This window comes from Nonlabens ponticola (assembly GCF_003966335.1).
Lineage (GTDB): Bacteria > Bacteroidota > Bacteroidia > Flavobacteriales > Flavobacteriaceae > Nonlabens > Nonlabens ponticola.
The window spans coordinates 762,962-785,307 of sequence record NZ_CP034549.1 but is presented as its reverse complement, the minus strand read 5'-3'; the positions used below and the strand labels follow the sequence as shown (position 1 = coordinate 785,307).

Sequence of the window (22,346 nt, the reverse complement as noted above, 5' to 3'; positions counted from 1 at the left end):
TTTGCACAAATTAAAGACATGATTGCATTATTGCTGGAAGAAAACTGGTTCATACAGTTATCAAGATTCATGGGTGGCGTCGGTATATTTCTAATCATTGCCATTGTATTGATCGTGGTGCTCATCTACAAGAAATTTTTTAAGAATAGATAATGGGAAACGTACGTATTACCAAGGAATTCACGTTTGAGAGCGGTCATGCCCTACACGGTTATGATGGTAAATGTCGCAATGTTCATGGGCACAGTTACAAACTGGCCGTGACCGTGATAGGTCAACCTATCATGGATACGTCGCATGTGAAACATGGTATGGTGATCGATTTTGGCGACTTGAAAAAAATCGTGAAAGAAGAAATCGTTGATCCCTTTGATCATGCAACCGTTTTCAATAAAAATTCGCCACATGTGGAACTTGCCAAAGAACTTGCTGGCCGCGGTCACGATGTAATCCTGGCAGACTACCAGCCTACCAGCGAGATGATGATTCAGGATTTTGCACAAAAAATCAAGGACAGATTACCTGTAAATATCCAGTTGCACTCCTTAAGACTGCGCGAGACTGAAACCAGCTATGCAGAGTGGTTTGCCAGTGATAATTAAGCGATCCAGTCTTTAGGGTTTTGTAAAACCTCTATAAGTCTGGCTTCTTCGCTACCAGCCTCTGGATGATAATCATATTTCCATTGAACGACTGGTGGCAAACTCATCAAGATGCTTTCCATGCGGCCGTTTGTCTTGAGGCCGAATAAGGTTCCCTTATCGTGAACCAGATTAAACTCAACGTATCTACCGCGACGTATTTCCTGCCAGTCGCGTTGTTCTTGAGAGTATTTCATGTCTTTTCTACGTTCAACAATGGGAACATAAGCATCTAAAAAATGAGAGGCCATATCCATCTGAAACTCCAGCCAGTCCTTCATATTGTGACCATCCGTAGGGCGGCAATAATCATAAAACAAACCACCAATACCTCTAGCCTCATGCCTGTGTGCATTATGGAAATAAGCATCACAACGCTTTTTGAATTTCTCATAATCGGCAACTTCATGGCGATCACAGGCGTCCTTGCAGACCTGATGGAAATGTATCGCATCCTCATCAAACAAATAATAAGGCGTCAAGTCCAGCCCACCGCCAAACCAAGAATCCACCATCGCACCTGTCCTATCGTACATTTCAAAATACCTGAAGTTGGCATGCACGGTAGGCACCATAGGGTTTTCAGGATGTATCACGAGACTGAGGCCTGTCGCATAAAAATCTGCGTCCTGCACATTGAAGTAAGTTTGCATACTAGCTGGTAAAGCGCCGTGCACCGCACTAATATTAACACCACCTTTTTCAAAAACAGCTCCATTCTCGATTACTCTGGAGCGGCCACCACCACCTTCTGCACGGTCCCAAAGATCTTCTTTAAAAACAGCTAATCCATCTACTGCTTCTAGCTTTGATGTAATTGTGCCCTGAAGTTCTGTAATGAATTTATAGAAGTCATCTTTTTGTGACTGCATAATTTAGTTGTTTGAAGTATGAGCGGTGGCTGTAAGTTGTTTTTGTTTTCTAAGCAATTCTAGAGTTGTCTTGCTTGCAGCGGTAACGGAAAGAGGTAAAACAAGGATAATACCTACCACCGGAATCAGCAACACAGCCATAAATACGATTCCATTACCTACTGCATACCATCTATTATTCTTGACAAAACGAACGCCATCCCTATAATTAAAATGACGCTCTAGCGTATAATCCATGTTACCAAAACCCGCATAATAGGACTGTATAAAAAAAGAGCAAAGCGCAAATACAATCCCGATCACAGGTATCAAACTGAGCAATAATAACGGCAGTGTAATAGCAAGTTCATAAAGTAGATTGCGCAAGTTGATACGTAAACCTCTTATGAGTTGAGATGTATTACTAGTCTTTCTGTGTACAATGTCCTCATGAAGTTCAGTAAAAAGGTGACGCTCCATCTTTTCGCTTACTGGCGACATGAAAGGTGCACTCAAAGCCATGATCACGTGTTTATAGGTGATAAAACCCAATAGGATAATCAGCAAAGCACTGACGATGGCTGCGGTGGTTTCCACAACTTCGCGACCATTTTCCCAGATCCACATTCTTGCAATCAGCCTACCTAGATTATCTGACAATCCGTAAGCCGCTGCGATAATAGATATCCCAAACAGCAAACTGATCAACATAGGCACCAAAAAGTATTGCCACAGCTTGAGTTTACTCATCAGTGAGAAGCTATGTCTGTAATCTGCTAGAGCTTTAAGGGCGTTTTTGATCATTGTTAAATAGCTAGGTCTTCTTTGGTTTCATGATTTGTAGCAATATAAGTGCGGCTTATGGCCAGACCAAAGGTCAACACACCCAAGCGACCTATAAACATCAATATAATGATCACAATCTTACCAAAAATCGTCAAGTCCCCTGTGATGCCTGTACTCAATCCTACGGTTCCCAGAGCAGATAAGGTCTCAAACGCAATGCGGTCTAACGGGAAATCTTCTGAGAAACTGAGCAACAAAATTCCTAAAAAGCTTATCATCAAATAAAAAATAAAGGTTGAAACTGCCACATGCACTCTTTGCTCTGGTATGAATCGATTGAGGAACAAAACATCCTTGCAGTTTTTGAGCCTACTGCGCAGATAGGCAATACTAGCTATGAACGTTGTGATTTTTAAGCCACCTGAAGTTCCTGAAGGTGACGCGCCTATATACATTAATAAGATGGTGATCATGGTAATGGCAAGTCCAAAAGATCCAAAATCCAATGTATTGAAACCTACCGTTGTCATCGCAGACATGGATTGAAAGAAAGCCGCATAAAATCTTCCAGGCGCCTTTAGACTGGCGATGACAGGCTCTGCAAAATACATAATACTGGTACCTGCCAGTAATAAGCACACAAAACCCGAGACGATTATTTTTGAGGTGAAGCTTAATTTGTGCTTTTTCTTACTCACCATCATCCAGAGATCCGTAAACACGATAAAGCCTAAGGAACCAGAGATGGCCAGCAAGCTAATGGTAAAATTGATCCAGCCATCACCGACATAATCAATAAATCCAGAATTGAACAGACTAAAACCAGCAGTACAAAACGCGCTTACGCTATGGAAAAAACTATTCCACAATCGCTCCCAGAAACCCCAAGGCTGATCTGCAAAACCTATGTAAAAAAATATAGTTCCTATTACTTCAAAAATCACAGTAAATACAATTACAGATTTTAAAAATGGCTTAAGCTTCAAAGAATCCGGCAATGAAAAAGCTGCGCTTAGGATGCGCTGGCGCCAGGCACTCGCCTTTTTATTAGTATTAAGCAGTATGTAAGTGGTAAAGGTCATGTAACCTATACCACCTATTTGAAATAACAGCATGATCACAAACTGCCCAAAAAAGGTGAAATCATCTGGCATGCTTAATGTCAGCAATCCAGTGGTAGATATAGCGCTGGTAGATGCAAATAAGACATCAATGACCGACAAGGATGTTTTGCGCGCAAAAGGCAAACATAACAGCAAAAAGCCTATAAGATTATAGATAAAGAAACCATACACCAAATTGCTCTGTGGCGATAGGCGCAGCAAGAACCTGTTGTATTTGCGCAGGAACGTACTCATCAATATTCCTTTACAGCATCCACAAAGGCTTGCGCATTTTCCACAGGAATGTTGGGCAATATTCCGTGACCTAGGTTTGCTACAAATTTATCCTTACCAAATTCATCTATCATCTGCTTGACCATTTTCTTGATGGTCGCAGGTGGTGAGAATAATCGTGATGGGTCAAAATTTCCTTGTAAAGTGATTTCACCACCCGAAAGATATCGAGCGTTGCGTGCGCTACAGGTCCAATCGACGCCTAGTGCGCTGGCACCACTTTTGGCCATATCGTTAAGTGCAAACCAGCAACCTTTACCAAAAACAATCACCTCAGTATAAGGTTTCAATGCGTTGATGATTTGCTGTATGTACTTCCACGAGAATTCTTGATAATCCACTGGTGACAACATGCCACCCCAAGAATCAAAAACCTGCACGGCATTGACGCCGTGATTTACCTTTTCTATCAAATAAGCTATGGTAGTATCTGTTATGCGTTGCAGTAACTCATGCGCTGCTTGCGGCTGGGTGAAACAAAATTCTTTTGCCTTATCAAAATTCTTGCTTCCTTGTCCTTGCACGCAGTAACATAAAATAGTCCATGGCGATCCTGCAAAACCTATGAGCGGTACCTCATCGTTGAGAGCATCCTTGGTCATATCAATAGCCTGCATCACATAGCTCAAGGAATCCTTGACATCTGGCACGACCACACGGTCAAGATCTGCTGCAGTTCTTATGGGATTGGGCAACCATGGACCTACACCAGGTCGCATCTCAACCTCAATATTCATGGCTTGTGGTATCACGAGAATATCAGAAAATAAGATCGCAGCATCTGGGCCTATTTGTTCAATGGGCATGACGGTAATTTCAGTAGCTAGCTCTGGCGTGCGGCAACGTGTAAAAAAGTCATATTTCTCTTTAAGCTTCATGAAATCTGGCAAATAACGTCCGGCCTGTCGCATCATCCACACTGGTGGTCGCTCTACTGTTTCACCTCTCAGTGCTCTTAGAAATAAATCATTTTTTATCATTGTTCAATACTTTAATAGCGGTTACTATGACGTTTTCTACCGTATGCTTGGTGGCAACGTGCACGACCTTATAAATTTCTCTTGCTGCTTGAGCGGTCGTCTCGCCTATACATATAACGTTGTCTGGTTGTGCGTTATTAGCTTTCGCGAAAGCATAAACGCCACGAGGACTAAACATCAAAACTGCTGCAAATTTACGATCAAAGCTCTTGGGAACCATCACCGATTCATAGACGATTATCTCTTTAAAAAGGACATTATTCTTCTTGAGAATAGCTGGCAATTCCTCGCGTCGATCCTTGCCACATAGAAACAGAAACTCTTGTGTAGGATGATGTTGTGAAATGGCGTGAGCCAGTTGTGTTGAATTGCTAGAAACGATAGCTGGTTTTAAACCCATGTCCTCTACTCGCGCTGCAGTTTTCTCACCTACACAGTAAACCTGTTGTATTAGGTCTCTAGGGATTTTTTTAAGCGCTGTGATTGCATTGCTGCTGGTGATTATGATGTGAGATGCCGATATATCGATCATCGATACCTCATGATCTATAATTTCAAGGCAAGCATAATGTACCAGACCATGACCACTATTCAGGACGAGTTCCTGTTGCGCTACGGTAAGTAATCTCGTTGAAAGTAGTGTCGAAGCCATTAAAAATCAATGGGCTAAATTTACGAAACCAATCACGACCTTATGTATATCAAACGCAACATTGAGTGGAGCATCATTCTCAAATATGGCTGGCTCAATCTTTTAATCTTTACAGTTTATTGTGGCGTTATTTTCTCCATCTATCAATTCCTAGGATGGAAGTTTCTTGCTATTCCTTTCCAGCCACTAACCGTCATCGGTATTGCAGTTTCGTTTTACTTAGGTTTTAAAAATAGTCAGAGTTATGATCGATTTTGGGAAGGTCGTAAAATTTGGGGTGGCATCGTTAATTATAGTCGTACCTGGGCGATACAAGCAATAAGCTTCATAGAAATGGACGATGAAGAACAGCAGTACAAGGAACAAAAACAACTTATCTACCGTCACATTGCATGGATCAATGCCTTAAGAGTACAATTGCGTCAACCCAAATCCTGGGCGATCAAAGAAACTAGAGCCATTGAAAAAATGTTTGACAAACATGCGGAGCGTAATATCGCCTGTAATGAGGCCTACAACTTTGTACCGATGCGTGAGTTTGCTGATCTTAAGAATAGAGTCAATCCAGCCACGCATCTAGTAAAAAATCAAGCGAGAACTATTCAACGCCTTCGCAAGGCTGGCGTTCTTGATGGGTTCCAGGAAGACCAGATGCACAGCTGCCTAGAAGAATTCTATAATCTACAGGGTAAATGCGAGCGTATTAAAAACACACCTTTCCCTAGACAATATGGCTATTTTACCAAGGTTTTTACGTGGATTTTCATCCTGCTGCTACCTTTTGGTATGCTCAACGTTTTTGACGAGCACACCACTTCCATTCTCGATCCTGATATGCAACCGTGGTTCATTTTCCTACAAATTCCATTTTCTGTGTTGGTCATGTGGATTTTTAGTACCATGGAAGTAGTGGGTGATAACAGTGAAGACCCGTTTGAAGGTAGAATAAATGATGTCCCTATGACGGCTTTATGTAGGACAATAGAGATTGATTTGCGTGACATTCTTGATGAGAAAGAGCTTCCCGAACCTGTTGAGCCTAAGGACAGTATCTTGTATTAATCTCAATATATGTTGTTTATACAACTAAGATTTATCATCTTTGTCAGTGAAAAGAGTAACTAAATGGAACTACCAGAATTCCTTCACGATCTAACGGGCGATGGTGATAGGCCTTCTTTAACTTATGCAAATGAGATCTTCAGTATGCTGGAGGTCGTTAAAGTAAAGAAGAAGCAAATCTTACTACATCTAGGTGAGGTATGCGACAATATCTACTTTATTAAATCTGGAATACTTAAGGGCAGTATTATAGATGAAAAAGGAGAAATGCACACCATACGCTTTGTGGCAGATAATGATGTCATGACATCGATGTACAGCTTTATAGATCAAACGCCTTCTAATCTTCAAATTTCTTGTGTTGAAGCAGGTGAAGTCATGTGTTTTAAATATCAAGATTTTGAATACATGAATAAATTGTATCCAGGCCTCTCGCCAGCATTTCACAAATTGATGCTGCAACGTTATCACAATATGCTGGATGAAAAAGCAAGGATGATAACTCGTGACGCGACTGAAAGATATTTGAAGTTCATGGAGCGTTTTAGCGAGATTGAGGAGCGCTTACCTCTCAAGGATATCGCCTCTTATCTAGGCATTAGACAACAATCATTAAGTAGATTGCGCAACAAGATTGCAGACGAGGAATATGATTTTAACTAGCTGCTAGTTTAAATTATCTTTGACAGTCTAAAATAGATTGCATGATTACCTCTATGACTGGCTATGGGAAGACAGTCACTCAAACCTCATCACATAAGATCACTATTGAGATACGCACGCTCAACAGCAAGAATATCGATCTCAATATGCGCATGCCGTCAGACTACCGCGGTAAAGAGCTAGAAATAAGAAAGCTCATCGCATCACTGCTTAAACGTGGTAAGATAGATTTCTCACTGCATGTAGAAAGCACGGATAGCAGCAATGTAGAGGCATTAGATCCCGATAAGCTTGCCAGCTACATCCAGCAACTTAAACAAGTGCCTGGAACTGATAGTGTCGATGATGCTACCCTACTCCAAATCGCATCTGGTTTTACAGATATTTTTGCCTCTGGCAGTCACGAGGTATCCAAAGATGATCTACAAAAAGTGTTAGATCTAGCGTCGCAATGCTTGCAAGAAGTGCAATCCTTCAGAACTCAAGAGGGAAAAGTTCTGGAAAGTGATTTTAATGAACGAATTCAAAACATCCAAAATCTACTTCATCAAATTTTATCAGAAGATGTGACACGACTTGCTGATGTTCGATCAAGATTAGAAAAAGCTGTGATCGATCTTAAGGAAAAGGTAGATGAGAATCGTTTTGAACAAGAACTAATCTATTACCTAGAGAAATACGACATTACAGAGGAGAAAGTAAGGCTAGAAAATCATTTGAAGTATTTTCTGGAAACTATGAATGCTCCGGAATCTCAAGGAAAAAAACTAGCTTTTATTTCTCAAGAAATAGGTCGTGAGATCAATACCATAGGTAGCAAGGCAAACCATGCTGCCATGCAGCAACTAGTGGTTCAAATGAAAGATGAGCTGGAAAAAATAAAAGAACAACTACTCAACGTGCTGTAATGAATAACGTACCTAAGCTTATCGTATTCAGTGCGCCATCTGGTGCAGGTAAAACCACCCTGGTAAGACATTTACTCAAACAAGAGGAACTCAATCTAGCCTTTTCAATAAGTGCTGCGTCCAGAGAAGCTCGTGAAGGTGAAATCGATGGTGTTCATTATTATTTTCTTGGTATAAAAGAGTTCAAGCAACGCATACGTGATGAAAAGTTCCTAGAGTTTGAAGAGGTCTATAAAGATCAATTCTATGGCACACTCAAGACTGAGGTAGAAAGGTTATGGGCTCAAGGTAAAAATGTCATTTTTGACATCGACGTGGTAGGTGGCTTGCGACTCAAGAAAAAATTTCCTGATCGCACGATTGCGATTTTTGTAAAGCCACCGTCCATCAATGAGCTGCAAATAAGACTCAAGAAAAGAAAAACAGAAAGCCAAGAGAAGATCGCCATGCGCGTTGCAAAGGCAAGTACCGAAATGGCAACTGCACCTCAATTTGACGTCATTATAGAAAATGATGATCTAGATCAGGCAAAAAATAAGGCTTATCGCGTCGTGCAAGATTACATAAACGCTCCAGTAGCTAGTCATGAAGAAGAGTAAGATAGGATTGTATTTTGGCACCTTTAACCCTATACACATAGGCCATCTTGCCATTGCAAATTATCTGGTTGAACATAGTGATCTAGATCAAATATGGATGGTAGTCACGCCACATAATCCACATAAGAAGAAAAACACTTTGCTGGACGATAGACAGCGTCTTCACATGGTGCATCTAGCCGTTGATGATTATGATAAGATCAAGCCTAGTGATATTGAATTCAATTTACCACAACCTAACTACACGGTAAATACGCTTGCTCATCTAACTGAAAAATATCCCGACTACGATTTTACACTTATCATGGGAGAAGATAATTTGAAAAGCCTACCACGGTGGAAAAACTATCAAACACTTCTGGATGAGTACAGCATCATCGTGTACCCTAGAATATCGCCTGGTGACGTGCCTGATGAACTTAAAAACCATCCATCCATAACTAGGATTGAGGCACCTATTATGGAGATCTCATCTACCATGATACGCGATGGGATAGCGGCAAGCAAAGACTTGCGATATTTCATGCACGATGATGTGCAGCGATACATAGAAGAAATGAATTTCTACAAATAAAAAAACCGCCCGTGACCAGTAAGTCATCAGGCGGCTTCCAACCAACCAAATCTTCAAACTCCGTAGAGTTTATTTTTTCTTTTCTCTAGAGCGATTTACATCTAGCAACCTAGATTTACTGCCAGTATTATTTTTAATAACGATCCTACCTTTACCCTTGAATTCATAGGTAGTTCCCGATGATTCATGAAATAGTTCAATAGTCCCATCATCAATCACGTAAAGATCGAAATAATCATTGCCTATAAAATCATAATCGAGCGTTAAATGCTTGTTAAGCGAGCCTGGCGTGACATCTTCCACCCAATATTCACCTTCATAATCATAGAATAAGTTACCAGCATTGGTTCCATTTCTATCCTTAGAACTTTGAAAAATATCTGCATCGCTTCCTGGTAAAAATCTCAAGAAATTTTCCTCGTCAAATTCATTGATCGCACCTTCATTACTAGTATACACTTTTTCCCAAGTCTGGTATTCTTGTAAGAAGTACTGGATGTTGTTGTAGAACAATCGATCATAGTCAAAATTATTGACACTGTAACCATCTAGAAAGTATCGAGTTCCAGAGACCAGATCACGCAATTCTAATCTATTGAAATCTCTCACGATCACTCTAAATTCATGGATACCATCGAGATCGTGATTGATCGTCAACAAATCGCCAAAACCATCATAAGCACCTACATCAATACCCAATCCTGCACCAGCTCTACCTATACCTGCTATATTATTGTTTGCAAACAAAGTCCCATAATCAAAACTCAGGGTAAACGCACGCGTCATAAACGGCACATCTAGTGGTCCTTGAGAGCTATTCAAATCCAAATACCAGATCTCGTGCGACTCCATAATTTCATTTAGTGTAGGCTCCACTACTGGATTACCTATCACTACATCTGCCTCACAGCTAGTCAAAGTAACGGCAAGTGCGAGACCGCCCAAAAAAGTAGTTATTGCCTTCATAATATTTGATTTTTAAATTCACTATAACGTTTTCGAAAATCATGCCATTTTTATAAACATCTGTTTTTCTGTTGTTTACCGGTTTTTATAATTCCGCTTTCGCGAAAGCTGAATCACATCCATCTACATAACACATGAAAAACCATGGGCAAGTGGGCAGTCGCTACAACGTTATAGATTACTCTTGAAAATGCTACCTTTGAGTACAACTAACTCTATGGAAGAATTCAAGAAAATTGCAGTTTTAGGCGGTGGTAGCTGGGCAACAGCCATTGTCAAAATGTTGTGCGAGAACATGCAGGAAGTAGGCTGGTACATGCGCAGTGATTATGCCATTGAACACATTAAACGCAATGATCACAATCCCAGCTATTTGCAAGGAGTGGAGTTTGATACCAGCAAACTCAAATTATCATCAAACATCAATGAAATAGTAGGCTATGCTGATGTATGCATTTTTGCGATTCCCAGCGCGTTTCTCTACAAGGAATTAGAACCGCTTACCGTTTCCTTTGAAGGAAAAACCGTGGTGAGTGCGATAAAGGGTATCGTACCAGAAACTGGATTGATCGTTGGTGAGCATTTTAGCAAACACTATGATATCGACCTAGAGGATATTGGCGTTATCACAGGCCCATGTCATGCAGAAGAGGTCGCTCTTGAACGTCTTTCCTACCTAACAGTTGCTTTTGCAAACGAAGAGAAAGCAGCCGCGCTGGCTGAGAAATTTCAAAGCGACTACATCAACTGTAAAATAAGCGACGACATTATAGGTACCGAGTATGCTGCAGTCCTTAAGAACATCTATGCAATTGCCGCTGGTATCGCGCATGGATTGGGCTATGGCGATAATTTCCAGAGTGTACTCATGTCTAACGCTATTAGGGAAATGAAGCGCTACATCAAGAAAGTCCATAAAATGAAACGCAATATCAACGATAGCGCCTATTTGGGCGATTTGTTGGTTACGGGATATTCCGTTTTTTCTAGGAATAGGTTATTCGGTAACATGCTAGGCAAAGGTTACACGGTACGCAGCGCACAATTGGAAATGAGCATGATTGCCGAAGGTTATTACGCTACTAAAAGTGCCTACGAAATCAATCAAGAGCATGGTGCCAAAACACCCATTCTCAATGCGGTCTATGATATTCTCTATGAGAACAAAAACCCTAAAAAGGTATTCAAAAAACTAGCTGAAAAGCTAGACTAATCACTTTACATAAATCAATATGTCAGATATAGCAAGCGCTTTTGGAATCCCAAAAGCTCTCAAACAATTAGGAATTAAAGATACCAATCATGGTACCTCAACAGGAAATAAGCATTTTGGTGATGGTGAATTGATACATTCTCACTCGCCAGTTGACGGTAAGAAAATCGCCAGCGTGACCACCACCACCGCTGCAGATTATGAGAAAGTCATCACCACAGCTCACGACACATTTAAGGAATGGCGCATGATGCCAGCACCGCAACGTGGTGAGATCGTGCGACAGTTTGGTGAAGAATTACGTCGATTAAAAGAGCCGCTGGGAAAACTGGTTTCCTATGAGATGGGAAAATCCTATCAAGAAGGTCTAGGCGAGGTTCAAGAAATGATTGACATCTGCGATTTTGCAGTAGGTCTATCACGCCAATTGCACGGACTTACCATGCACTCTGAACGTCCAGGACATAGAATGTATGAGCAATACCATCCACTAGGTGTAGTTGGAATTATCAGTGCCTTTAATTTTCCTGTAGCTGTATGGGCATGGAATACTGCACTGGCATGGGTTTGTGGAGACGTTTGTATATGGAAACCTAGCGAGAAAACGCCTTTATGTGGAGTTGCTTGCCAAAATATCATTGCAACAGTCCTTAAAGAAAATGGGCTGCCAGAAGGTATCTCTTGTTTAATCAACGGTGATTACAAGGTTGGTGAGATGATGACTACTGATTCTCGCATACCGCTTATTTCTGCAACAGGTTCAACTCGCATGGGTAAGATTGTGGCCAGTAAAGTAGGTGAACGATTGGGTAAATCCTTATTGGAATTAGGTGGTAACAATGCTATAATCGTCACACCAGACGCCGATGTAAAAATGACGGTCATCGGTGCGGTATTTGGCGCCGTAGGAACTGCTGGACAGCGCTGTACCAGTACCAGACGCCTGATTATTCATGAATCCATGTATGATCAGGTAAAGAATGCAGTAGTTGACGCCTACAAACAATTGAAAATCGGGAATCCGCTAGATGAGAACAATCATGTAGGTCCATTAATTGATAAGGATGCTGTTAAAGGTTATCAGAATGCTCTTGAAAAAGTAGTTCAAGAAGGCGGTAAAGTAATCGTGGAAGGTGGCATGTTATCTGGTAATGGTTATGAAAGCGGTTGCTATGTAAAACCAGCCATTGCAGAGGCACAAAACGATTTTGAAATTGTACAGCATGAGACTTTCGCTCCAGTATTGTATTTACTCAAATACAGTGGCGACGTGAACAATGCACTAGAACTTCAAAATGGTGTAAAGCAAGGATTATCCAGTGCCATCATGACTAACAACTTGCGCGAGGCAGAACGCTTCTTGAGTGTGGCTGGATCTGATTGTGGTATTGCCAATGTAAACATAGGAACCAGCGGTGCAGAGATAGGTGGCGCCTTTGGTGGTGAGAAAGACACAGGCGGCGGCCGCGAGTCAGGTAGCGATGCATGGAAAGTCTACATGAGAAGACAAACCAATACCATCAATTACACAACCGAATTACCGCTAGCGCAAGGAATTAAATTTGACTTGTAAGAAATAAGCTTAAATCAATAATTTAGCTGTACTAACTTAAATTTTTCAAAATGGTTTACAGAATTATATTTCTAATCGCTGCCCTCATTTCTAGTACGTTTGTTAATGCTCAAGAAGCACAAGTCGCAACAAGCGCACCTACTTACGTTTACCAGACCGTGACTGTCATCGAGTCCATCGTGCCTAGTGGTATAGGTAGATCTAGAATGATTTTTGGTACCGAAGATCGTGACTTTAGAGATTATACGAGTTCGCGCAGCGAGGAAGATGATGAACGCAACAAATCCAGTCGCAAGGATATACGTGTCAAGGATTTTGAAGAAACTAAGTTGCTCAACTTCTTCAATATTGCAGGTATCAGATTTCAGAATATTGCTGCAAACGATGCTGTGGTTACCTCAAAGATCAATGACCTTGCTTCAGAAGGATGGGAATTGGCCTTTGTCAACAGCGGTGTAGAAAGCTTTAGCGGCAACGGTGATTCTAACGGTATATATGTAACTCGTTATATTTTCAAAAAGCAGGTGAGTTAAGCCGAACAATTTCCAGCTTTAGTACGTAAAGCGACAAACAAGTAATAGCATTTAAGCACAGTCATAACATTTGACTGTGCTTTTTTAATTAAACACTCATATGGAATAGCATAACATGTTATTCATAAAGAAGATAAATTTTAAGATACCGCTTTCGCGAAATACATGCTGAGCGTAGTCGAAGCAGCGTGATCACTATAATTACCTATCCAAAATCAAAAATTGGTCAAATAAACAATAGTGCCTATCACAATGACTGCTGCCAAAATCGCCAAAAAGATTTTCCAAAATGAATAGGGTCTATCGCCATGGATGGCACCCGTTTGCCCATTTATATAAAAGTTATACCGCTTACCGTCAAACTGGTAGGAACTGATGTACAACGGCAGTAGGACATGTTTAAAAGTCTCATCTGATAGTTTCATATCCATCTTAGTAATGCGCTGCTCGTCACCACCTATGTCACGGCGTATCCAATTAATGGCGATTTCTTTAGCTTTCTCACTTGCTGTAAGATGACCATCCTTGAGTGGTATGGTATATTTCTCAGTAACATATCCAGCCAAATAGTTGGTATCAAAAGTTTTAAGCGCTTCCAGTTTCCATCGTGAGACCTTTGCTGGAATTTGTCGTGATTTGTTTTGGCTGGCTTTGACTAAGGTATCATCTACCAAGCCTGAAACCGTTCCCGATGCTGGTGACCAATCGGTACGACGTTCTCGTTCAGTTCTGCGGTTTTTACCAGAACCTCTAGAAACCTCGATGTAATAATGATCGCCACGCTGGCCTTTATAGTCCGCAACCAATTGCGCATCAAACGTCCAGTAGGGAACATAGAGACCTTTGGTGTATTCTGGATTGAGACTGGCTCGCTGTAAATTGTTGGGTGCCCACCACAAGCTATCAACCCATTTTTTGAAAATCTGATGTGCTTTGTCCACCTTAAACTGAAATGGCAATACAGCGCCAGGCAAAATCCATTCTTCTTGATATTGATCCTCAATAATCAGTGGTGATGTGCAATACACGCAATGCACGGATTTGTAGTTTTCCTCAATATGCTGGGTAGCACCGCAATTGGAACATTGCAGCATGGACAATTCGACCGAATGTGATTGCGAGCCCGTGGAATCCAAATACTTATGTAATTCCAGTTCCTCAAAAGGCTGGACGGTCTGGTCAATCTCTTCCTTATGACCACAATAATCACAAGTTATGGTATCTGTTCCAGGTTCATAGGTAAGCTCTGCACCACAATTGATGCAGGACTTCTTTCTTTCAGAATTTAAGGTTGATGTATTCACAAAATCATGGTTGGTTCACGCTATTGCCTATTGCTGATTTGCGCTTTACTTCGTAAAACTTGATTGCCAATTTCTAACTAAAGCGCTAAAAAAAGGAAGATTTGCAAAACAAATGGACAATAAGAAATTGGCAATCTGTCGCACAGCGACTACGGCAACGGCGGTGGCGTGTTACCTCCTAGGAATTGCTTGAGTTCTTCAACCTCATTCAGTGGCTTCCAAGTTTCCATACCACTTTTCCAGATAAGTGTATCTCTGTTGATAGTTCTGCCAGCAAACAACGCTCGCAGTTGTTCAAATGGCACTGGTCCTGTCTGCGATCCATTACTAGCGTAGTAATATTGGACTGCTTGTGGCATAGGTGGTGGCATTGCAGCTGCTTGCTGCTGTTGCTGCATGTTTTGTTGTCCACCCATTTGTGGTGACATCATACCGCCCATTTGCTGCGCGAGCACAAAACCCATTCCCATTCCCATTCCTGCACCTGCGGTGCCGCCTTCATTAGCTGCTGCAGCCTCGATAGCTTTAGCAGTTTTGAATTTTGTGAGTTTATCCAGATCAATCTTATCGATGCGGCTGTATTCAAAAATCTCTTTCTTGAGATCTTCTGGCATGGATACATTCTCTATGTAGAATTTCTCTAGCGAGATACCTACACTCATAAACTCAGGCATCATCACCTCACGACAGGTTTCTGATAATTCAGATGTATTTGCGGCGTACAATTCAATAGGTAAATTCGCCTCACCTACCGTATCGGTAAACCTCGTGGCGATCAAACTTTTGAGATGCTCGTTGATTTCAAAATTCGTGAAGTTGTTATCTGTTCCTACGATGTCCACGATAAACTTACCAGCATCGGCGATCTTAAAGGCATAGGTTCCGAATGCTCTGATCTCTACCAATCCGAATCGTTCATCGCTAAGTGTGATTGGATTTTTGGTTCCCCATTTTTCATCGGTAAATAAATGCGTGTTGACAAAATAGACCTCAGCCTTGAAAGGTGAGTTGAAACCATATTTCCATCCTTTAAGTGTTGACAGAATAGGCAGATTCTGTGTGGTCAGATCATAGGTTCCAGGTTTGAATACATCTGCCAGCTGGCCCTCGTTGACAAATACGGCTGTCTGTCCTTCACGCACAATGAGTTTTGCGCCATTTTTAATCTCATTCTGATAACGCTCAAAACGATGCGCGATGGTGTCATCTGTATAATCCAGCCACTCGACAATGTCAATAAACTCGTGGCTTAATTTCTCTTTTATCTTATCAAAAATTCCCATGGGATCTGATTTTAAGGTTGATGGTTTGAAATTAGGAAATTTTGAGGTCTTTGGCTCAAGTCAGATTTTACTAATATCATCCTGAACTGGTTTCAGGATCTCAAGTTGATTTATGATTTGAGGATAGAGATGCTGAGATGCCTCAGCATGACAGAGTGAATAAGTAGATTAATACTTTAAGTAACAGCAAGGAGATGCTGAGATAAACTCAGCATGACAAGTATTATAAAGCTCACTTAATTTCTACCATCTTCATTAGGGTAAAGCGTATGGACTGGATCACTTTGCCAGATTTCTTTGGTTTCTATGCACATAGCCGTTAGCGGTCCTAGAAAGGCTGCGCCAGTGTCCACATTCCAGACATTGGCAGCGTGAATGGGTTTCATTTCACCTAGTCGTGTGGTAGGCGTGTGGCCTATAAAAATCTCCTTATACATCTTGAGCCTATTAGGATAGCGGTCATTATCTGGTGACATGTTGGGATCTATGCACAAGGCCATTTCCCAAAGGGTGCGATCCCAATAGGGCAAGTTTTTATAGTATTCATAGTGCGGTCCATGCAAGTTGTGAAATCCAGCATGGAAAAATCCATTACCGTCCAACTCTAGAAAATCTAGCAACTCGTCAATTAGGAATGCGACATGCCTTGCACGATCTGCATCGCTTCTGTTGGCATAGCTTTCGACTGTGCTTGTCCCACCATGATGCAACCACTGCTCATTGCGCTCATCTTTAACGAGAAAATTGAGCACCAACTCATCATGATTACCGCGCAGATAGATCGGTGCAGTGTGATTTTGCTGTTTACGCTTTCGCGAAAGCGTGATCAAAAACTCCAGTACCTCATAGCTCTGTGACCAGCCGTCTACATAATCGCCCAGGAAAATGAGACAGTCGTCTGGTTGTGGTTGTAATCGATCTAGTAATTGGGTAAGGGCGCGATGTGCACCGTGGATGTCGCCTATGACTATGGTTCTCACGAGTTGTATTTTACTTTTCTCAAGATACGCAGGGCTTCCTTATAGGCTTCATAAGTATCTGGGAAAGTTTTGAGAAAGTTTTTGTGGGCTTTCATCTTGTCAATAGGCTCGCCTACATTGTTGAATTTGCATACCAGCATAGTTTCTGGAAGGCGTCTCAAGTCCTGTAGTTGGCGTTCATTTAAAGGATGTCCAGAAGCAATGCTGTGCAACAGTGATAGGTTTGAATTGTAGATATGATGCAAGGTCTTGCGATCATAATACGGAGGATTGAACAAAATTTTAGACGTGAGTTTGTAGGTGCCATTAGGTGCAAACTTTAAAGTCTTGCGCTCCAATGGGTAATAGGATGATTTGTCACCCACGCTGAGCTCCACATATTCTAGAATGGAAAACTCATCATCGTTGTAGGATATCTGCACCTCATCCAGAGCACTATAAAACAGGCGCACTTGCTCGTTGACCAGCTCGATATCTACCCTATTAAAATACTCTTGACTTTTGCGCTCTTTTACCTTACCACTCCAGCAAATGACAAACTGCTCTTTAAAAACTTTATAAGCCGTGTGCAGGCCTTGTTGTTCCCGCGCCATGAATTGCATGACTCGATCCAGCGTGAGCTCGATATTGTTACTGGCTTTTTTTTCTAGCTGCTCAACAATTGCAGGATTATTGACGCTGGGCATACCGCCAAAATCCTTGGGCATCGAGATACTACCATCTCGATAAAACACTGCGCCACCGTAGTATTTCCAAATATTCTTGCGCAGTGCGGTCACCTTTTCCTGAGCATTTATGGTTACCAAACCCACGACCTTGTCAGACGACAAGTGCGGAAATGCGATATTTTCATACATGACCTGCGGCGCATTTTGCAGGTAGGCATTGATCAGATTTTGCAGTTTAGAATCATCAAAAAATTCAGTGCCCAGGATTTCATTTTTCTTGTCATCAATCCCGATGACGATATAACTGTTATTATGCGGGTTTGAATTACTCAGCGCACAGATGTGTTTGAGGAATTTTGCCTTGCCCTCTTTGTTGCCTAGATCAATGCGCAGTTTCTTGTCATAAAAACTATTCTCATCCAGATGAGCTAGCAAGTTTTTGATAAGCAGGCGTTTATTGATCATGCTTAAATATAATGCAAGATGTTGTTGGGTTGTTACGCTTTCGCAAAAGCGTAATTATCACAAACAAGACTACCTAAAAATGGGAATCAGGCAGGTAGCATAAAGCTAAAAGTACTGCCCTGCTGTTTGCGGCTTACCAACTCAATAGTTGTGTCGTGCAGTTCCATGATTTTCTGGACGATGGCTAGACCAATTCCTGTGCCCTGACCACGGCTGGATGGTGCGGTTTGAAACCTGGCAAAAATGGATTTCTGGAACTCTTCTTCTATTCCAGCGCCATTGTCAATGACAGAGACTTTACAATCAGTCCCGATTTGTTGGATGTCGATGACGACCTCGCCATGTTCTTGGGTGTATTTAATAGCGTTTTGCAGCAGATTTTCAATGGCGCGCTCCATAAGAGCGACATCTGCATGAGCCATTATATTTTCTTGTGCTTTATTGAGCTTGAGATCAATGGATTTTTCTTTGGCAAGCAATTCATATTTGACGATGATATCCTGCGCCAGATCTGAAATTGAGAAATGCTCTTTATGCGGCTGAATTTGTCTCGCTTCCAGTTTTGAATATTCAAAAAGCTGCTCTACCAATCCCGTAAGTTTCTGGCTGTTGCTTTCTATGATGCTCAAATATTTGTGCTGCTTTTCAAGAGGTAAATCCTGCAGGCTATCTTTTACGGTTTCGGCATAGCCTCTAATAATGGCGAGTGGCGTGCGCAGATCGTGAGAAACATTTGCGATTAGGTTTCTGCGCAATTCATCAACGCCTTTTAATTCTTCTAGGTTTGAAGTAATCGTGTTGGCCATTTCATTAAAGGCCTGTGCATAAACTGGAAAGTCACTCTCACTAGGATTAAGGATGCGCGCCTGCAAGTCGCCATCTCTAAAATCTGTGATGACTGCTGTCATGCGACGCAGGTTTCTGGTAACCAGCGTTACCGCACCTAGACCTATTGCCATGATAAAAAGCGAAGTAATCACTAGTAGCCAAAGCGTAAAGGTTGCCAACTCTGTATCAAGGATGCTTGCATTAACGCTGGCTAGTTTATTTCCCTCAAGAATTATATAGACATAGCCGTCGCCTAGATCAGTGGAATAAGGTGCTGCGCTAAAAATCTTTTTGTTACCTGGATCAGTAGGATCGACACCTTTGATGACCTCACCGTTTTCCCGATTAATAAACTGCTGTATAGGTTCTAATGGCACCAATTGAGCGGCATCGTTCTCTTTGGGATCGAGAACAACGCTGTATAAAATGCGACCCGACTCATCAAGAAGGTAAATCTCAATCGTCCTATTTATGGCCATCATGTTGTGCATCAAATCACCAAAGAAAGCTTTGTTCACACTGCCATCTGCATTAAAGGGCACATCATCTTTAAATTTCTCATCCACCAGGTCTTGTGCGAGTGTCGCGTGCAACTCCTGCTGCACCTGCGTTTGTAGACTACGCTGAAAATGTGTGGTGATCGCAGCATAAGCCACCGCCATCAATCCTACCAGACCTATTATGATCAACCAGAGTTTAAGAACAAACTTCTTTTTCATATCTCTTCATTAAATCGGTAGCCTATGCCCCAAGTGGTCAGTATGTATTCTGGTGCGCTCATGTCTTTCTCTACCTTAATGCGCAATCTATTGATGTGAGAGTTCACCGTATGCTCATAACCTGAAAAATTGTAACCCCAAATCATGTTGAGCAACTCGCCGCGCGAGAAGGACCTACCTTGGTTGCTTGCCAGTACTACCAGCAGCTCAAATTCTTTAGGTGATAATTCTATGCGCTCGCCTCTCACCATCACTTTTCTCATGGGAATATCAATGCCTAAATCTGTGAATTGCAATACGTCTTGTGAATCCTTTTGCTCGGTACTTTTGACACTTTCCGTTCTTCTTAAAACAGCCTTGATTCGTGCCTTGAGTTCACGTATGGAAAATGGTTTTGTGATGTAATCATCTGCTCCTATTTCCAGACCCAGGACCTTGTCAATTTCCTCGCTGCGTGAAGTAACCATTATTATAGGAGTATTCTTTTCCTTGCGTATGCGTTTGCATACTTCTATACCATCCAGTTTAGGCATAGTAATGTCCAGCAGGATCAAATCCACGTCGTTTTCCAGTGCTGCTTCCAGACCCGACTGGCCGTCATAACGCTGTATGATCTCTGTATCCAGATCGTCCACATGCAGGGCAAGCAGGTCTGAAAGTTCCTTATCGTCTTCTATGATCAGTGTTTTCATAAGCTGGAATAAATGAACTATAAGTATATCACAAAAGCATCACAGGCCGTGATAATACTTTTAATTTCTTGCAACACTGGTGTTACATCATCTCCTGTTATTTACATCAACAATAACAAATTATATAAACAATGAAAAATTCACTTTTAACCCTAGCAATTGTCGCTCTTGCTCTAGGAGCATGTTCTGACAACGATGATGATGTATCCACAAACCAGACGGCAGATCTTAAACTGGACATTCAAGGACTGGATGATCTAGGACCTGATTATGCTTATGAAGGTTGGGTCATGGTAGATGGCGTGCCCGTTACCACAGGAACCTTTAATGTAAATGCAAATGGTGACCTGAGCACCACAGACTTTGAGGTGTCCCAAGATGATCTGGATGCAGCCACCGCATTTATCCTAACTATTGAACCGTCGCCAGATAACGATCCAGCGCCCAGCGATGTCAAGTACCTAGCAGGTAGCTTTGATGGTGATACTGTTACATTATCGACAGATTTTGGCCCAGCACCAGGTGATTTTTCTGATGCAGCAGGTAGCTTTTTCCTAAGAACACCTACTGATGAACTTAATGGTAACAATGGTAATGATGAGGCTGGCGTATGGTTCGGTTCTCCAGGGATGCCACCTACGGCAAATCTAGACCTACCTGAATTGCCAGAAGGTTGGGTTTATGAAGGCTGGGTAATAGGTGATAGCGGCCCATTGAGTACAGGAACTTTTACCGACTTTGGTGATAGAGATGATGATAATGGATTTAGCGGGACAGAAAACAATGCAGGACCACCAGTACCTGGCGAGGATTTCTTCAACAATCTGCCAAATGGTGAGAGTTTACCATTCAGTGTGGTAGGTCGTAACGTGGTAATCAGTCTTGAGCCAGTGCCAGACAATTCTCCAGCACCATTCACATTAAAACCTTTGTTTGCTACAGCAGGTGCCGCAACAGCACCAGCATCACAGAACTTTCAAAACTATGTGCAACAGTCTTTCCCTAGAGGCACCGTGCGCAGGTAGTAGTTGTTAGGTTTGTTTTGTTAGGGCAGTTTGTTTGCAGATAGGCTGCCCTTACTTTTAGTACGTGTGATTTTTGACTATTACGCTTTCGCGAAAGCGTAATCCCATCAAAACTTACTGCTATCAAACAATTAGTGCATAACACTATCTTTGCTGCATGCAGATTCCCGAAGGAAAAAAAGTCTATTTCTCAAGCGATAATCACCTGGGTGCACCAACTCAGGAACTGAGCAAACCTCGTGAACGTAAATTTCTGGATTGGCTGGAAATGGCTAGAAAGGATGCAGCAGCGATTTTTTTGCTGGGCGATCTATTTGACTTCTGGTATGAGTACGATACGGTGGTGCCTAAAGGTCAAGTGCGCGTATTGGGAAAACTGGCCGAGATCAGAGATAGCGGTATTCCTATCTATTTTTTTGTGGGTAATCATGATCTGTGGATGTTCGGTTACTTTGAGGATGAGCTGAGCATACCTGTTTATCACGAGCCTCAGGTTTTTGAATTCAACGGTAAGAAGTTTTTTATAGGCCACGGCGATGGCAAAGGACCTGGTGACAAGGGTTACAAACGCATGAAAAAGATCTTTACCAATAAATTCTTCCAGTGGTGCTTTAAATGGATCCATCCCGATATAGGTGTGCGGCTAGCTCGTCATCTATCTGTCAAGAATAAACTGATCTCAGGCGACGACGATGCTATTTTTCTAGGTGAAGATCAAGAATGGCTGGCTCAATATGCCCGCAAGAAATTAGAAGATGAACATTATGACTACTTCATCTTTGGCCACAGACATTTACCGCTGGAGATTGAACTATCAGAAAGCTCAAAGTATATAAATCTAGGTGATTGGATCACGCATTACACCTATGGAGTATTCAATGGAATTGATCTAAAATTAGATAAATTCTAAACTTTGGTTCGGTGAAATACCTTTACCCTACAACAACTATTGTTTTTTATCTTATTTAATTGTTTTTTATCGAT

24 protein-coding genes are annotated in these 22,346 nt (G+C 41.7%); 12 read left to right on the top strand and 12 right to left on the bottom strand.

Annotated features, from left to right (window positions below; genetic code table 11):
* The first annotated feature begins 18 nt into the window (after positions 1-18).
* Together EJ995_RS13285 and EJ995_RS03565 are read left to right on the top strand one after the other, a co-directional pair.
* Positions 19-153: a hypothetical protein gene (locus EJ995_RS13285; protein ID WP_262707152.1), complete on the top strand. Its 135-nt coding sequence runs from the start codon at positions 19-21 to the stop codon at positions 151-153.
* Entirely contained in the window at positions 153-602 is a 450-nt protein-coding gene (locus tag EJ995_RS03565) for a 6-pyruvoyl trahydropterin synthase family protein (RefSeq protein WP_126445687.1), read from the top strand. Before EJ995_RS13285 ends, EJ995_RS03565 begins: the two co-directional genes overlap by 1 nt.
* Here EJ995_RS03565 and hemF read toward each other — a convergent pair.
* The 5 genes from hemF to EJ995_RS03540 are packed head-to-tail and all read right to left on the bottom strand — an operon-like array spanning position 599 to position 5,307.
* Complete coding sequence (gene hemF / locus EJ995_RS03560) at positions 599-1,513, bottom strand: oxygen-dependent coproporphyrinogen oxidase (RefSeq protein WP_126445685.1); 915 nt, start codon at positions 1,511-1,513, stop codon at positions 599-601. The genes EJ995_RS03565 and hemF overlap by 4 nt on opposite strands.
* A gap of 3 nt (positions 1,514-1,516) precedes the next feature.
* A complete protein-coding gene (locus tag EJ995_RS03555) occupies positions 1,517-2,296 on the bottom strand; it encodes an EI24 domain-containing protein (RefSeq protein ID WP_126445683.1) in 780 nt (259 codons plus the stop codon).
* A 2-nt stretch (positions 2,297-2,298) separates the two neighbouring features.
* Positions 2,299-3,636, bottom strand: coding sequence for a TrkH family potassium uptake protein (locus EJ995_RS03550; RefSeq protein ID WP_126445681.1), 1,338 nt, complete (start codon positions 3,634-3,636; stop codon positions 2,299-2,301).
* On the bottom strand, positions 3,636-4,655 hold the full coding sequence (gene hemE / locus EJ995_RS03545; protein WP_126445679.1) for a uroporphyrinogen decarboxylase: 1,020 nt from the start codon (positions 4,653-4,655) through the stop codon (positions 3,636-3,638). The genes EJ995_RS03550 and hemE overlap by 1 nt, the downstream gene beginning before the upstream one ends.
* The gene (locus EJ995_RS03540; RefSeq protein WP_126445677.1) at positions 4,642-5,307 is read right to left on the bottom strand and encodes a uroporphyrinogen-III synthase; all 666 of its coding nucleotides are present in this window, start codon (positions 5,305-5,307) and stop codon (positions 4,642-4,644) included. The genes hemE and EJ995_RS03540 overlap by 14 nt, the downstream gene beginning before the upstream one ends.
* A gap of 42 nt (positions 5,308-5,349) precedes the next feature.
* Between EJ995_RS03540 and EJ995_RS03535 the strand changes: the two genes are divergently transcribed.
* The 5 genes from EJ995_RS03535 to nadD all read left to right on the top strand — a co-directional run bounded on the left by EJ995_RS03535 (position 5,350) and on the right by nadD (position 9,113).
* Positions 5,350-6,369, top strand: a complete 1,020-nt coding sequence (locus EJ995_RS03535; protein ID WP_126445675.1) for a bestrophin family protein — start codon at positions 5,350-5,352, stop codon at positions 6,367-6,369.
* Between the two features lie 63 nt (positions 6,370-6,432).
* Positions 6,433-7,032, top strand: a complete 600-nt coding sequence (locus EJ995_RS03530; RefSeq protein ID WP_126445673.1) for a Crp/Fnr family transcriptional regulator — start codon at positions 6,433-6,435, stop codon at positions 7,030-7,032.
* A gap of 41 nt (positions 7,033-7,073) precedes the next feature.
* A complete protein-coding gene (locus EJ995_RS03525) occupies positions 7,074-7,940 on the top strand; it encodes a YicC/YloC family endoribonuclease (protein WP_126445671.1) in 867 nt (288 codons plus the stop codon).
* Positions 7,940-8,539 (top strand): guanylate kinase, encoded by a 600-nt coding sequence (gene gmk, locus EJ995_RS03520; RefSeq protein WP_126445669.1) that lies wholly within the window; start codon positions 7,940-7,942, stop codon positions 8,537-8,539. The genes EJ995_RS03525 and gmk overlap by 1 nt, the downstream gene beginning before the upstream one ends.
* A complete protein-coding gene (gene nadD / locus EJ995_RS03515) occupies positions 8,526-9,113 on the top strand; it encodes a nicotinate (nicotinamide) nucleotide adenylyltransferase (RefSeq protein ID WP_126445667.1) in 588 nt (195 codons plus the stop codon). The genes gmk and nadD overlap by 14 nt, the downstream gene beginning before the upstream one ends.
* Positions 9,114-9,182: 69 nt before the next feature.
* Here nadD and EJ995_RS03510 read toward each other — a convergent pair whose 3' ends face one another.
* Positions 9,183-10,079, bottom strand: a complete 897-nt coding sequence (locus EJ995_RS03510; protein WP_126445665.1) for a nicotinic acid mononucleotide adenyltransferase — start codon at positions 10,077-10,079, stop codon at positions 9,183-9,185.
* A 217-nt stretch (positions 10,080-10,296) separates the two neighbouring features.
* Between EJ995_RS03510 and EJ995_RS03505 the strand changes: the two genes are divergently transcribed.
* Genes EJ995_RS03505 through EJ995_RS03495 form a run of 3 tightly spaced genes read left to right on the top strand, consistent with a single transcriptional unit; the run spans position 10,297 to position 13,398 of the window.
* Entirely contained in the window at positions 10,297-11,292 is a 996-nt protein-coding gene (locus tag EJ995_RS03505; protein WP_126448852.1) for an NAD(P)H-dependent glycerol-3-phosphate dehydrogenase, read from the top strand.
* A 19-nt stretch (positions 11,293-11,311) separates the two neighbouring features.
* Positions 11,312-12,865, top strand: coding sequence for an L-piperidine-6-carboxylate dehydrogenase (amaB, locus tag EJ995_RS03500; protein ID WP_126445663.1), 1,554 nt, complete (start codon positions 11,312-11,314; stop codon positions 12,863-12,865).
* Positions 12,866-12,915: 50 nt separating this feature from the next.
* Positions 12,916-13,398 carry a hypothetical protein gene (locus tag EJ995_RS03495; protein WP_241234682.1) on the top strand — a complete coding sequence of 161 codons (483 nt, stop codon included), beginning with the start codon at positions 12,916-12,918 and terminating at the stop codon, positions 13,396-13,398.
* Between the two features lie 215 nt (positions 13,399-13,613).
* Here EJ995_RS03495 and EJ995_RS03490 read toward each other — a convergent pair whose 3' ends face one another.
* The 6 genes from EJ995_RS03490 to EJ995_RS03465 form a co-directional block, all read right to left on the bottom strand.
* Positions 13,614-14,702 (bottom strand): DNA helicase PriA, encoded by a 1,089-nt coding sequence (locus tag EJ995_RS03490; RefSeq protein WP_126445661.1) that lies wholly within the window; start codon positions 14,700-14,702, stop codon positions 13,614-13,616.
* Between the two features lie 149 nt (positions 14,703-14,851).
* Positions 14,852-15,985 carry an SPFH domain-containing protein gene (locus EJ995_RS03485; RefSeq protein ID WP_126445659.1) on the bottom strand — a complete coding sequence of 378 codons (1,134 nt, stop codon included), beginning with the start codon at positions 15,983-15,985 and terminating at the stop codon, positions 14,852-14,854.
* Between the two features lie 236 nt (positions 15,986-16,221).
* Positions 16,222-16,965 (bottom strand): metallophosphoesterase family protein, encoded by a 744-nt coding sequence (locus EJ995_RS03480; protein ID WP_126445657.1) that lies wholly within the window; start codon positions 16,963-16,965, stop codon positions 16,222-16,224.
* Positions 16,962-18,098: an ATP-binding protein gene (locus EJ995_RS03475; protein WP_126445655.1), complete on the bottom strand. Its 1,137-nt coding sequence runs from the start codon at positions 18,096-18,098 to the stop codon at positions 16,962-16,964. Before EJ995_RS03475 ends, EJ995_RS03480 begins: the two co-directional genes overlap by 4 nt.
* A gap of 86 nt (positions 18,099-18,184) precedes the next feature.
* Entirely contained in the window at positions 18,185-19,645 is a 1,461-nt protein-coding gene (locus tag EJ995_RS03470) for a sensor histidine kinase (RefSeq protein ID WP_126445653.1), read from the bottom strand.
* A complete protein-coding gene (locus EJ995_RS03465) occupies positions 19,642-20,337 on the bottom strand; it encodes a response regulator transcription factor (RefSeq protein WP_126445651.1) in 696 nt (231 codons plus the stop codon). The genes EJ995_RS03470 and EJ995_RS03465 overlap by 4 nt, the downstream gene beginning before the upstream one ends.
* A 131-nt stretch (positions 20,338-20,468) precedes the next feature.
* On the opposite strand from EJ995_RS03465, the gene EJ995_RS03460 reads away from it, so the two are divergent.
* Positions 20,469-21,362, top strand: coding sequence for an anti-sigma factor (locus EJ995_RS03460; RefSeq protein WP_126445649.1), 894 nt, complete (start codon positions 20,469-20,471; stop codon positions 21,360-21,362).
* Between the two features lie 157 nt (positions 21,363-21,519).
* Positions 21,520-22,272 carry a UDP-2,3-diacylglucosamine diphosphatase gene (locus EJ995_RS03455; protein ID WP_126445647.1) on the top strand — a complete coding sequence of 251 codons (753 nt, stop codon included), beginning with the start codon at positions 21,520-21,522 and terminating at the stop codon, positions 22,270-22,272.
* The last annotated feature ends 74 nt before the right edge of the window (positions 22,273-22,346 follow it).

What these genes read in the sequence shown, in the direction of transcription:
- EJ995_RS03540 (WP_126445677.1), bottom strand. Translation starts at nt 5,307, where the DNA reads ATGGCTTCGACACTACTTTCAACGAGATTACTTACCGTAGCGCAACAG.
- EJ995_RS03475 (WP_126445655.1), bottom strand. Translation starts at nt 18,098, where the DNA reads ATGATCAATAAACGCCTGCTTATCAAAAACTTGCTAGCTCATCTGGAT.
- EJ995_RS03465 (WP_126445651.1), bottom strand. Translation starts at nt 20,337, where the DNA reads ATGAAAACACTGATCATAGAAGACGATAAGGAACTTTCAGACCTGCTT.
- EJ995_RS03530 (WP_126445673.1), top strand. Translation starts at nt 6,433, where the DNA reads ATGGAACTACCAGAATTCCTTCACGATCTAACGGGCGATGGTGATAGG.
- EJ995_RS03510 (WP_126445665.1), bottom strand. Translation starts at nt 10,079, where the DNA reads ATGAAGGCAATAACTACTTTTTTGGGCGGTCTCGCACTTGCCGTTACT.
- EJ995_RS03455 (WP_126445647.1), top strand. Translation starts at nt 21,520, where the DNA reads ATGCAGATTCCCGAAGGAAAAAAAGTCTATTTCTCAAGCGATAATCAC.
- EJ995_RS03535 (WP_126445675.1), top strand. Translation starts at nt 5,350, where the DNA reads ATGTATATCAAACGCAACATTGAGTGGAGCATCATTCTCAAATATGGC.
- gmk (WP_126445669.1), top strand. Translation starts at nt 7,940, where the DNA reads ATGAATAACGTACCTAAGCTTATCGTATTCAGTGCGCCATCTGGTGCA.
- EJ995_RS13285 (WP_262707152.1), top strand. Translation starts at nt 19, where the DNA reads ATGATTGCATTATTGCTGGAAGAAAACTGGTTCATACAGTTATCAAGA.
- EJ995_RS03525 (WP_126445671.1), top strand. Translation starts at nt 7,074, where the DNA reads ATGATTACCTCTATGACTGGCTATGGGAAGACAGTCACTCAAACCTCA.
- EJ995_RS03550 (WP_126445681.1), bottom strand. Translation starts at nt 3,636, where the DNA reads ATGAGTACGTTCCTGCGCAAATACAACAGGTTCTTGCTGCGCCTATCG.
- EJ995_RS03495 (WP_241234682.1), top strand. Translation starts at nt 12,916, where the DNA reads ATGGTTTACAGAATTATATTTCTAATCGCTGCCCTCATTTCTAGTACG.
- EJ995_RS03555 (WP_126445683.1), bottom strand. Translation starts at nt 2,296, where the DNA reads ATGATCAAAAACGCCCTTAAAGCTCTAGCAGATTACAGACATAGCTTC.
- nadD (WP_126445667.1), top strand. Translation starts at nt 8,526, where the DNA reads ATGAAGAAGAGTAAGATAGGATTGTATTTTGGCACCTTTAACCCTATA.
- EJ995_RS03460 (WP_126445649.1), top strand. Translation starts at nt 20,469, where the DNA reads ATGAAAAATTCACTTTTAACCCTAGCAATTGTCGCTCTTGCTCTAGGA.
- amaB (WP_126445663.1), top strand. Translation starts at nt 11,312, where the DNA reads ATGTCAGATATAGCAAGCGCTTTTGGAATCCCAAAAGCTCTCAAACAA.
- EJ995_RS03485 (WP_126445659.1), bottom strand. Translation starts at nt 15,985, where the DNA reads ATGGGAATTTTTGATAAGATAAAAGAGAAATTAAGCCACGAGTTTATT.
- EJ995_RS03505 (WP_126448852.1), top strand. Translation starts at nt 10,297, where the DNA reads ATGGAAGAATTCAAGAAAATTGCAGTTTTAGGCGGTGGTAGCTGGGCA.
- EJ995_RS03470 (WP_126445653.1), bottom strand. Translation starts at nt 19,645, where the DNA reads ATGAAAAAGAAGTTTGTTCTTAAACTCTGGTTGATCATAATAGGTCTG.
- hemF (WP_126445685.1), bottom strand. Translation starts at nt 1,513, where the DNA reads ATGCAGTCACAAAAAGATGACTTCTATAAATTCATTACAGAACTTCAG.
- EJ995_RS03565 (WP_126445687.1), top strand. Translation starts at nt 153, where the DNA reads ATGGGAAACGTACGTATTACCAAGGAATTCACGTTTGAGAGCGGTCAT.
- hemE (WP_126445679.1), bottom strand. Translation starts at nt 4,655, where the DNA reads ATGATAAAAAATGATTTATTTCTAAGAGCACTGAGAGGTGAAACAGTA.